This window comes from Allobosea sp. P1_A7, from assembly GCF_056406775.1.
Genome location: NZ_JBFTZN010000198.1, coordinates 1 through 11,077, shown reverse-complemented (window position 1 = coordinate 11,077; position 11,077 = coordinate 1). Strand labels below are relative to the sequence as shown.

Below are 11,077 nucleotides of genomic sequence, written 5' to 3'. Positions count from 1 at the left end.
GCATTGGCCTGCTGCGTCGCCGCCGCTTGGGTCTGCGCGCCGCGGCTGATCTGGTCGATCGCTATCAGGATCTCGCCCGCAGCGCCCGAAAGCTCCTGGACCGTCGCCGAAAGCTCCTCGGCCGCCGAACCGAGTTGTTCGCTTCCCGCGGCGATCGAGCTGCCGCCCTGGAGATCCTCGGCGAGCGTGGCCAATGACTGCGCGGCTTCCTCACTCTGGCTCAGCGCCTGACTTTGCTGCTGGACCGACCTCTGAGCTTCCGCAACTGCCGCAGATTGCTCCTCGGCCGCGCTCGCGACAAGTTCCGCGCCCCGGGCCGCCTCACGAACCGCCATATCGGCTTCGATCGCTGAGGTCAGAATCATCTGGCTGCGCTCGGAGAGTGCACCAAGCCCAAGCCGGATGTCGGAGAGGTCATGGGCAACTGCGCGCGCCAAGTCCTTTTGCTGCTCGGCGGCGCTCGCAGCGGACCTGATCTGATCTGCCAGGGAGAGGACCTCACGCCCAATCGTGCCGGCTTGCTCTTCGATTTCGCGCGCCGTGCGCTCGGCGGTCTCGGCCAGCGCACGCACTTCATCGGCAACGACGGCAAAGCCCCGGCCGACATCACCCGCACGGGCCGCCTCGATGGCGGCGTTGAGCGCGAGCAAATTGGTGCGATCGGAGATATCGGCAACCATCTGCGTCGTCGCGCCAATGCCGGTCGCCTGAGACTGCAACTTCTCGATGATCTCGACCGACGCGCGCTGTCGTGCCGCCGCGGCTTCAATCGACTTCGCCGCGTCATCGATCTGGGTCGCATTTTCAAGCACTGCCGCTTGCAGGTTATCAGTCTTGCGTCGTGCGGTTTCCGCGTGGCTCCGCGCTTGGGTGAAAGTCGTACCGAGCGTACCGATTGCCGTCAGCGATTGCTGGGCGGCGCCCGCGGCCTCCTCTGCCCCCGCCGCGATCTGCTCGAGCGACTGCTTCAGTTGTTCGGAGGCCGCAGCCGCCTGTGTCATCCCACTGGCAAGCTGCTCCGTCGCCGCGCCGATCCTCTCGGCAGCCTTCTCCTGCCTCAGTCGCGAACGCTGTTGGGAACGCTGCGCAACAGCGATCTTGTTCGCCGGTTTTTCCAGTTCGGATTGAGGTTCAGCCGGACTGGCCCGCCGCTTTGCGAGGTCCGTCGTCTTCACCAGCGCCATCGTCTACCTCGAGRATGCACGGACCAACCGAATTCGCGCGCGAAGAGCAACCTACGCAGCCAAATCTTCACCAACAAGCGCGAGGGCTAAAGATCAGGGACAGGTACCCAGCCCGGAAGCGCGAGCTCCAATTTCTGAACCAGCGCGGGAAAATGGAACGGTTTTTCGAGAACGATGCGATCGCGATGCTCCACTGGCAACGCCGTGCTGCCGTAGCCCGACGCAAATATGAAAGGTCGTTTGCGACGCGCGAGCACTTCCGCGACTGGGATGGACGACTCGGAGCCAAGACTCAAATCCAGGATTGCGAGGTCGAAATCTGCCGTCTCGGCCAGTGGAAGCGCATCCTTCAGAGTTTGCGCGCTGCCCGCAACCGTACAGCCCGCGTCGAGGAGCATTTCTTCAAGCATCATGCTGATCAGGGGCTCATCCTCAATGATCAGGATTTTCGGCTTTGCAGATTCAGCTTTCACCATGCGCGTCCCCTCACGGCTCACCGCCGGCATACAAGAACGCGCAACTGGTCGGTGAGTTCCATCGGCGGAGGAAGCCGACGGCCCCCCGTCAATGGCGCCACAATCACCTGACTCATCCCTCGCTCGAACGAGGCGATTGGCTCTGGCGAGCACCGTTATTTTTCCAATGCCTCAGAAAGCCGGAAGTTCCCCCACTTCCCGGCCAGCCCGGCGAATGGGCCGTCCCGGTCGGCGCCAGACTGTAGCAGAAGTCTACGCATCCGGTGCCTTGGCGCCAGGCTCGGCGGCAACAGGCGATTGATCGTGTGACAGTCGATTTTCGAGCAAGCGCCGCATTGCCAGAGCATTCTTTGGCGCAAAACCTTCATAGTCGTTATTGAAGTAGATCCACGCTCTCTTGGCGCCGCTCGCGTGGATTTTGTCGGCCCAGATTTTCAGTTCGTCGTCTGAATAATCATGCCGGTACCATCGTTCTGGACCGTGGAGCCGCAGGTAGACTTCATCGGCGGTCCGCACCAGGTCATCCGGAAGGCGGGGTCCGCTGCATGAGCAGAAGATCGTGCCTGTCTCACGAAAAGCCGCGTACACCGTTTCATTCCACCAGCTCGCGTGACGGAACTCCACGACGTTGCGCCGCGCCGGATCGAGCTGGCTCAGAATCCTGGTCAGCCTCACTTTTGTGAACTTGTAGCTCGGCGGAAGCTGGAAAAGGAGGCAGCCCATTCGGGGCCCGAGAATGTCGGCTATCGCCCCAAAGTCCTTTACGAGGGTCTTGGTGCCCTCAAACCTTTTGATATGAGTGATCAGCTCACATACTTTGATCGTATAGATGAAATTGCGATCGCCAGGTTGACGAAGCCAGCTTCTCACGTTTGCAACGGTTGGCCACGAATAGAATGACGCATTGATCTCGACAGTGTCGAACTGTTTCGCGTAGTGGCTGAACCATTCGCCCGTTGGCATCTGCGCCGGGTAGAATTGTCCACCCCATTTCCAGTAGAACCATCCCGAGCAGCCGACATAGACCGATGCCTCCAAGGAGGTATTCCCGCTCTTTGCGACTGTCCCCGCCAGGCGAGCGGCACGCATTTTTTCGGCGCGCCCAATGTTCTCTGTCCGCTGCTTCTCTCGGTGCAGCCGCCGCCGTTCGCGACGTTCTTCGGATCCAGGTGCTTTCCGCTTCGCGGCTTGCGAATCCATCATTGTCCTGACCGGCCGTTACGCGGGTGAAGTTGCATGGCCAGTTTGGGGTTCTGCTAGCGCAGCAGTCCCTCCGCCTCGAAGACATCCCAGCCGTCCAACTGCGACCGGGCGGCGTCCTCCCGGGCATTTCTGGCGTCGCCAGCCTTGCCCTGGCCGTTGCCCGCACGGGTCCGCGCGGCCTTCCCCGCCGCACGCCGCCGGGTATCGGCGAGCGCCTGCGCATCCTCCTCTCTCCAGATGGCCGGCAGGTCCCCATCAAGCACGGCCTCGATCTGCTGCGGGTCGAAGACGTGGAACGTCACAGCTTTTGCGCGCCCGCGCAGCTTGACGGTCCGTGTCCCGATGCTCTTGAGGCGACCGTCTTTCACCCACTTGTGACGCTCGCGGGAAGAGATCGTCAGAATATCCTCTGCCTCGCTTGGAAGTACGGGTAGCCCTGCGATCCCGCCCAGCGTGTCGGTGATGCACGCCGAAGCGGCCCTGAATACATCTGTCTCGGCCTCTGACATACGCAATGCGATACGCCCCGTCCCAGCCGTGATGCACATCCTCGCTGCCCAGGGCAGTCGGGCCCGAATTTCGCGTTCGATCCCCTTCGCTCGCACTGACGACCCAAGCGTCGCGGAAGACGGGAGCGGCCACTCGGCAACCAATGAAGGGGAGGCGTCCATGCTCCGCGTGGATGTCATCCGACCCAACTCACGTTTCCGGATAGCCGAGATTTCAACCTGGACCGATCGCGTATGTTCCGCTTTCCGGTTCAACGTATGGGCACGATCGACTACAGCAGGCCATTCGTCCGCACGCGAGGAGTTGGCAATTGTCCCGTCCGGGCACCTGCTCAATGAGCGCTGGTGATGCACAGGTCACAAGCGGAGGAGCCCGCCCTGCCCTTGCAGCCCCCTCCTAGCGCATCAGCCCCGCCGCGCGCAGCGCGTCCTCGATTACCTTTCCGACGCCCGCGGCAGCTTTCCCAGCCTGCCAGGACAGGGCCTGTATGTTGCTGTCGAAGCGCTCATTGCTGGTTGCGGGCTCCGCCCCTGCCTCGAGCTGGTTGGTCAACGAGACCTCAGACCCCGTCTCGGTCAACTGCCAGAACCGGGCAATGTGCCGTGTCGAGGAGATCCCTGCGTCGAGCATAAATGCCCCTGGGGCGCCGATATCGTCCGCGCCACTGAGCGGCGTGCCATGTCCCATACCTGAAATACTGAACGCCTCGATCTTTACGACGCCGTCCTTGTCCCGCCACAACCGCTGGCCATGCACGCCGATGGCGTTTTGCTCCGGGATCACACTCTCCAACCCATGCAGGCCACTCTATTGAGCGATGATGGCGTCCATGTTGATGTAAGCGACCGTCTGGTCGGCTCTGCCATGCCAAAGCGAGAGCGTGGGCCAAGTCCCCTGTTGGTTCGAAGCGCCGCGAACACGCGGCCCAGTTCCCGCTCCGAGGGAAGCCCATGCCCGCGCATCCGGTCGAACGCTTCCGGGATCGACGCCGCGCATCCGTAGGGAAGGCCGGCCACGATCGCGCCGCTGGCAAAAAGCTCGGGATAGGTCGCGAGCATCACCAAGGACATCCCGCCGAAAGCCCGGTGATATAGACCCGCCGCCGGTCAAGGCCATGAACTTCGACCATGGTGCGGACCATCTCCGCGATCGATAGTGCCTCTCCCGAGTCCCGCCCGATGTCTTCGGGCACAAACCAATTGAAACAAAGGTTTGGGTTATTTGCCCGCTGCTGCTCAGGGTAGAGCAGCGCGAAGCCATGTCGGTCCGCAAGCTGAGACCAGCCCGCACCATGGTCGTAACCGGCCGCCGTCTGCGTACAGCCGTGAAGCACCACGACCAGCGGGGCGTGTTCCTTCAAGCCCTGGGGAATATAGCTACAGGCCGTCAGCGCCCCCGGATTGGAACCGAATCCTCCGAGATCAGACAGGAGGTGAGGTTGTGCGGGACGGCCAGCGTGAGCTGTCCCTTGAGCCGATTTCAGGCGTGCGATCGTGTGGGAGAGGTTGCGCATCGCGGCTGTCCTTTGGGGTCATGCCGAGATGGCTGACACGAACTCAACTGCTCGCGTCGCATTATGTTGCAATGCACAATGAAATGAGTTCGGTTCCAACCAAGAGTGCACGCTTGGCGAATCCGGTCGACGATTTCAATCCGGTCAAGTGGGACCAATCCCGTCGCTACTTTGGCAGACTCTGAGGTCCCCTGCCCCCCGTTCCGGGGGGCAGGCTCGGCACCGAATAGAAGTAGAGGAGCGAAGTACTCACAGGATCGAGGCTTCCGCTGAAGTGAGGAACGCTTTTCCCTCCGGTTCGGAACGGGAGGTCAAAACTACGGTCGCAAGATAACCTTGATGACGCCGTCCTCCTTATCGCGGAACTTCTTGTACATTTCGGGCGCGTCCTCGAGGCTCGCTGGATGCGTGATGACGAAGCTGGGATCGATCTCGCCTGCCTCGATCTTCGCCAGCAGCGGCTTCGTATAGGCCTGGACGTGGGTTTGGCCCATCTTAAACGTGAGGGCCTTGTTCATCGCGGCCCCGATCGGAATCTTGTCGGCCATGCCGACATAGACGCCCGGGATCGAGATTGTCCCTCCCTTGCGACAGCACATGATGGCTTCTCGGAGGACGTGGACGCGGTCCGTCGCAAGAAACGTCGCTGCCTTGACTTTGTCGAGGATGGCGTCCGCCGTGCCGTGGCCAGCCGCTTCACAGCCGACGGCATCGATGCAACTGTCAGGTCCTCGGCCTTTTGTCCGCACCATCAGCTCGTCGTAGACGTCGAACTTCGAGAAGTTGATGGTCTCGGCGCCGCCGGTCTCGGCCATCGCCAATCGTTCTGACACCTCGTCGATAGCAATCACCCGACCAGCGCCCAACATGAAGGCAGAGCGGATCGCAAACTGGCCGACCGGGCCGCAACCCCAGATCGCGACGGTATCACCGTCCTGAATCTGGGCGTTCTCGGCAGCCATATAGCCGGTCGGGAAAATGTCGGAGAGGAACAGGGCCTGCTCGTCGGAAACACTGTCGGGGACCTTGATCGGGCCGATATCCGCCATTGGCACGCGCAGAAATTCTGCCTGGCCGCCGCTATACCCGCCAAGCATATGGCTGAACCCGAACAGTCCTGCGGGGGACTGGCCCATCGCCTTCGCCGCGATCTTGGCATTGGGATTGGTCCGGTCGCAGGCGGAGAACAAGCCTTGCCGACAGAACCAGCAGTCGCCGCAACTGATTGTGAAAGGCACGACGACGCGGTCGCCTATCTTCAGATTGGTGACTTCAGAGCCAAGCTCGATCACCTCACCCATGTTCTCGTGGCCGAGAATGTCGCCGCTCTCCATCGTCGGCTGATACCCGTCGAGCAGGTGCAGATCCGAGCCACAGATCGCGCAGCAGGTGATCCTGATCACCGCATCGCGGGGATGCTCGATCTTTGGATCCGGGACTGTATCGACGCGAACGTCGCCCTTGCCGTGCCAGCATAATGCGCGCATCGGTTTGCCTCCTCATCTGATTTCAGGTCGGGCAAACCGAATGCCGACCACCATGCCCCGAGAGGCAAACAGGCTCGGGAGGCAAGGGTTCCCGCAGGTACGATGTATTCCAGCGGCCAAAATGGCAGCAATGCTCGACCACGGTAACCTCCGCCAAAAAGGCGTGCGCCGTTTGTCCGACGGTGAAGGCATGGCAGCCCGTTCCGTCGGCCGCATTCTACCCGGTAGAGTTCCTTCATACCGACTCTCCTCGAAAGCCTCCCGCGCGTTTCCTTTAGCGGTCCGCCGGTCCGCTGCGTTCCGGCCCCCCTCGCGGATCATCCGGGTGAAGGTCGGGCCGAGCGTGGCCCGCTGCCGGAGCGCCAGGGCGACGCCCAGCGCTCGTCGATCAGCGGAAAGTTCGCGACGCTGGATGGGCTACCTGATATGGATAAGGCGGGGCTGTGTGATCCACAGTGGTGGTCGTGATGCGCGAAGAGTTTCCAGCTCATCCGCACCCTCATCGCAGGCTTGCGGCTATCCTCGCGGCGGACATCGTTGGTTACAGCCAGATGATGGGTCACGACGAGGAAGGAACGGTTCGCCGGCTGAAGCAGGTTCGCCGCGAGATCGTCGATCCCACACTTGAAGAGCACTACGGGAGACTCATAAAGAACACCGGCGATGGCTTCCTCGCTATGTTCGACAGTCCGCTCGAAGCCGTGAGATGCGCGATTGTCATTCAGCAGTCCGTGACGGCAAGGAACACCGATCTTCCGCGTGAACACAGGCTTCAATACCGGATAGGGGTGAACCTAGGCGACGTTATCGTTGAGCCCGACGATGTCTTCGGCGACGGCGTCAACATCGCCGCCCGCCTGGAGGCGCTAGCGACGCCCGGCGGCGTCTATATCTCAGGCGGCGTCTACGAACAGATCAAGAATAAGCTGGTCTGCGGATATCAGTCGCTTGGCGACGAGAAGCTGAAGAACATCACCGATCCTGTTCGCATCTATCGTGTGCTTCCCGATCCGGCTTCCTTCACTCGCGCGACGAAAAAAAGACGCCTATTTTTGATACCTGCGGGGATCGCGGCAGCATTTGCGCTGCTTGTCGCAGGCCTCTACTCCGCCGGCTACTTGGTCGGCGGAAAGCCAAGTCTGGTGTCAGTCGAACAGCGCCCGCAATGGGTGCCCGTCCCCCTCGTCACCGTGACAAACCAACCTACCCGTGCCTCACGGGTTGAGACGCCGGCAAGCAACAATGCGGATGCGGCCAGACCTTTGGCCCCATTGGCGGATCCCACGCCTGGCGCCCCAGCTTCAGATCCGCAGGTCGCGATTTTGACTCCGAACCTTCCTGCTGCACGGATGATCCAAACCGCTTCCGGCTTCCGGGACTGCGAAACCTGCCCCGAAATGATCCGCATACCCGGCGGGGCTTTTCGGATGGGTAGCGACGAAGACTCCTCGGAACAACCGATCCGGACCGTGACCATCTCGCCGTTTGCAATCGGTCTGTCGCCCATCTCCGTCGCCGAGTGGAACCGATGCGCGGCCGCAAAGGGCTGCAACTTCTCGCTCGACGGAAGCGACACAACGCCAGCCCGCAATCTGAGCTGGCTCGATGCCAAGCAATATGTGGACTGGCTCGCGCAATTGACCGGTAAGCCATACCGTTTGCCGAGCGAAGCGGAGTGGGAATACGCCGCAAGGGCGGGCACCTCGACCCGCTTTTGGTGGGGGCGAGAGCTCGAACCCGGCAACGCCAATTGCAGGGACTGCGGCGGGCCTCAAGATCCGAAGGTTCCGATGCCGGTCGGCAGTTTCGCACGCAATTCATTCGGGGGTGCCGATTTCGGAGGCGGCGTCGCGCAGTGGGTGGCCGATTGCTGGCTGCCCAACTACCGGGATGCGCCGTTGGAGGGCTCCCCTCGGACGGCTGAGAATTGCCGCGAGAATGTCCTGAGAGGCGGCTCCTGGCGAAGCAACGCTGTCTCGGTGAGGCCAGCGAGCCGGACCCATTACGATACGGGCGTCCGTTACCCTGCACACGGATTCAGGATAGCTCGCTCGCTCTGACAGGAGGGTTCCATGGGCCGATCCGCCAGCGGCATCTTTCTCGCCTTTGCTGTAGTCAGCCTTTTCCCGCTCGAAACCTTGGCGCAGACAGCGCCGGGCCCAACGCCCTCCACACCGCAACGGGCGCCATCTCCGGATGCGCGCCTGTACATCATCTATCCTTGGGACGGAGCGCAGATCCGCGGCGAATTCTGGGTGCGGTTCGGCCTACGAAATATGGGCGTGACGCAGGCCGGCAGCTCCGCTCCGAATGCCGGACATCACCACCTTCTGGTCGATGTCACCGATGAGATTGTTCCGGACGAGCCGCTTCCGTCAGACAACAAGCATCTTCACTTCGGTGCAGGGCAGACTGAGGCGAGGCTTGAGTTGCCGCCTGGCAAACATACCCTGCAATTAGTGCTCGGCGACCCCGACCACCGGCCATTCAAACCGATGCTCATCTCGAAGAAGGTGACCATAACTGTGTTGCCAGCGGCGCCGGCGAGAACGTTGAAGAAGGCCAGTGGAAAGGGTGCTTAAGGTCTAGGGAGCCCACCCCTGTGCTCCGGTGGCCCCATCCGCGGCCCGCACTTCTTTTCATGGTTCTGGTATTGGGCGAACACAAACCCGGTCGTGGTGAAACTGTCGAGGGACCAGTTCGTTTTCTCTGCGTGGTGGCTCTCCATCCTTAGGAGCCGCACGGCCTAGGGTCCCGCCGAGGTTTGCCGCCGGCGGGGCCTTTGCTGGCATCGGACACTGCCCTCGATCGTCTATTGAACATCGACAAGCCATTCCGCAGCCGAAAACCGCATGCAATGCGATGAATTGTTTCCCAACCGAAGAAGCACAGCCGCGGACACATGAGGTCCTCATCCCGATCGAAGGGCAGGACCTTCTATCTCGTCTTCAGGCGATGGATACTTGGCTGACCGAGTGGGACATTGCCTATCAGGTTGCGGGAATCGACGACTCAGCGATAGCCATCCGCTTTTCGAGTGAGCAGTTCACCCGCGCTTTTGCTGAGACTTTCGGCCTCGTCACTAAATGATCAGATCAGCTTCAGCCCCTGACCGCATTCGAGGCGCGCGCTCGATGGCCCGGCCTCACTGGGCAAACCCTGTACCTCGGCATCGTTGAGGAGGCGCGCGGGCTTGCCGAAATGACGGGATATCGCTGGCCAATCCGCGTTCGAGCCACGTCTCGGGTGCCACCATCGCTGTGACCGGCAGTCATCCGATCATTTGACTGAGAACGGCTCAGTCCTTCCTGAGCTTCCCGAGATTGCCCGGCAGCCCCGAAAAGGGAAGATCGTCCGGCGTGAGCAAGCTGTGGGGCGGGGCCGGCCCGTGACTGTTCTCGTCCTCGTCCGCCTCATTCCAGCGGCGGATCTCAGCGGTGAGCTGACGGAACTCGTCCGCCTGCGGAGATCCTTCGGGCGCATCGCTCAACGCGGCGGCGCGCTGTACGGCAGCCTCATACTCCTCGTGGTTTCTGAACGTCATGTCCGGGAATCCACTTGTGAGTTGTCGCTGGCGGCGTTCTCGTCGAGCAGGCCTGATGCTGCGCGCAACAGCGTCTCCGGAGGTGCGATGTCTTCCTGAAGATGCCATTCGACGAACTCACGACTCTCTCCCGACCGTTCCGCCAGGAGAGCAACCCAATCGCGGCGCGGGAACGCTGCATTCATGCGCAGCGCAAGATCCTGGCCGGAAGCAACTGCCTCTGAGGGTCCCATGTGAGCCTCCCGTGTCTCCTGAGATGAAAGGGGCCTCGCGAACGAGTACGGCTTCGTCAACGACTTCAATGAGTTCGCGTCCATCCGTTTTGCTGCGTGAGCCCATGCGGCTGAAGCATCAGGGGAACAGCCTTCATGTCCCCCGCCTCTCGCGTGGGGTGACCTCAATGACCTGCCTGCGGCCATTGCGCAGCAGTCCGAAGGCGGTGGGCCGGCCGATCTTGTCCTCGGCCAGCAGGCGCACGAGATCGTCGGCACCGGAGACACGGGTGCCGTCGACCGCCACAATGATGTCTCCTGCCCGTATGCCGGCCACATCAGCCGCGCCTCCGCCCTCCACGGAGTCGACCATGACGCCCGCCGCCTGATCCACGTCAGCCGCAACCTGGATGCGACGGGCGATCACGGCCGGGTGCGCCGCGATGCCGATCGAGGCCCGGCGGACCCGACCGTGGCGGATGAGGCCGCCCATCACGAAGCTCGCCGTGTTCGACGCCACCGCGAAGCTGATGCCTTGCGCGCCCATGATCATGGCGCTGTTGATGCCGATGACCTCGCCCCGCGATGACACCAGCGCGCCGCCCGAATTGCCCGGATTGAGCGCAGCATCGGTCTGGATCACATCGTCGATCAGCCGGCCGTTCTTGGCGCGCAGCGAGCGGCCGAGCGCCGAGATCACGCCGACCGTCACCGTCGCCTCGAACCCGAGCGGGTTGCCGATGGCGACGGCGATCTGTCCTCGCTTCAGCAGCCCGCTGTCACCGAGACGGCCCGTCGGCAGGCTCACGGGCGGTTCGGCATGGACGAGCGCCAGATCGGTATCCGGGTCATCGCCGATCAGACGCGCATCGAAATGCCGCCCGTCTGGCATCTGCACCCCGACCCGCGCCGAGCCTTGCACGACATGGCTGTTGGTGAGAATGAGCC

The 11,077-nt window shown here is 62.2% G+C and carries 11 protein-coding genes and 1 pseudogene; 3 read left to right on the top strand and 9 right to left on the bottom strand.

The window, feature by feature from the left end:
* The 6 genes and pseudogenes from AC1D34_RS26750 to AC1D34_RS26725 all read right to left on the bottom strand — a co-directional run.
* Positions 1-1,184: methyl-accepting chemotaxis protein (locus tag AC1D34_RS26750; protein ID WP_476825831.1), on the bottom strand; the 1,184-nt coding region annotated here is incomplete at its 3' end.
* A gap of 86 nt (positions 1,185-1,270) precedes the next feature.
* Positions 1,271-1,660 (bottom strand): response regulator, encoded by a 390-nt coding sequence (locus AC1D34_RS26745; RefSeq protein WP_476825830.1) that lies wholly within the window; start codon positions 1,658-1,660, stop codon positions 1,271-1,273.
* Positions 1,661-1,912: 252 nt separating this feature from the next.
* Complete coding sequence (locus AC1D34_RS26740) at positions 1,913-2,860, bottom strand: DUF72 domain-containing protein (protein WP_476825829.1); 948 nt, start codon at positions 2,858-2,860, stop codon at positions 1,913-1,915.
* Between the two features lie 56 nt (positions 2,861-2,916).
* Positions 2,917-3,372, bottom strand: a complete 456-nt coding sequence (locus AC1D34_RS26735) for a hypothetical protein (RefSeq protein ID WP_476825828.1) — start codon at positions 3,370-3,372, stop codon at positions 2,917-2,919.
* Positions 3,373-3,769: 397 nt separating this feature from the next.
* Positions 3,770-4,886, bottom strand: a pseudogene (locus AC1D34_RS26730) (extracellular catalytic domain type 1 short-chain-length polyhydroxyalkanoate depolymerase).
* Between the two features lie 317 nt (positions 4,887-5,203).
* Positions 5,204-6,373: a zinc-dependent alcohol dehydrogenase gene (locus AC1D34_RS26725; RefSeq protein ID WP_441508566.1), complete on the bottom strand. Its 1,170-nt coding sequence runs from the start codon at positions 6,371-6,373 to the stop codon at positions 5,204-5,206.
* Positions 6,374-6,840: 467 nt separating this feature from the next.
* Here AC1D34_RS26725 and AC1D34_RS26720 point away from each other — a divergent pair, with 467 nt between their 5' ends.
* The 3 genes from AC1D34_RS26720 (at position 6,841) to AC1D34_RS26710 (ending at position 9,463) form a co-directional block, all read left to right on the top strand.
* Entirely contained in the window at positions 6,841-8,433 is a 1,593-nt protein-coding gene (locus AC1D34_RS26720) for an SUMF1/EgtB/PvdO family nonheme iron enzyme (protein ID WP_476825827.1), read from the top strand.
* Positions 8,434-8,445: 12 nt separating this feature from the next.
* A complete protein-coding gene (locus AC1D34_RS26715; RefSeq protein WP_441508568.1) occupies positions 8,446-8,955 on the top strand; it encodes a DUF4399 domain-containing protein in 510 nt (169 codons plus the stop codon).
* 280 nt (positions 8,956-9,235) lie between these two features.
* Positions 9,236-9,463: a hypothetical protein gene (locus AC1D34_RS26710; RefSeq protein ID WP_476825826.1), complete on the top strand. Its 228-nt coding sequence runs from the start codon at positions 9,236-9,238 to the stop codon at positions 9,461-9,463.
* A gap of 208 nt (positions 9,464-9,671) precedes the next feature.
* On the opposite strand, the gene AC1D34_RS26705 is transcribed toward AC1D34_RS26710, so the two are convergent.
* The 3 genes from AC1D34_RS26705 to AC1D34_RS26695 all read right to left on the bottom strand — a co-directional run bounded on the left by AC1D34_RS26705 (position 9,672) and on the right by AC1D34_RS26695 (position 11,072).
* Positions 9,672-9,917, bottom strand: a complete 246-nt coding sequence (locus AC1D34_RS26705) for a hypothetical protein (protein ID WP_441508575.1) — start codon at positions 9,915-9,917, stop codon at positions 9,672-9,674.
* On the bottom strand, positions 9,914-10,102 hold the full coding sequence (locus tag AC1D34_RS26700) for a hypothetical protein (protein ID WP_441508576.1): 189 nt from the start codon (positions 10,100-10,102) through the stop codon (positions 9,914-9,916). Before AC1D34_RS26700 ends, AC1D34_RS26705 begins: the two co-directional genes overlap by 4 nt.
* 181 nt (positions 10,103-10,283) lie before the next feature.
* Positions 10,284-11,072 carry a S1C family serine protease gene (locus tag AC1D34_RS26695; RefSeq protein ID WP_476825832.1) on the bottom strand — a complete coding sequence of 263 codons (789 nt, stop codon included), beginning with the start codon at positions 11,070-11,072 and terminating at the stop codon, positions 10,284-10,286.
* Positions 11,073-11,077: the final 5 nt, after the last annotated feature.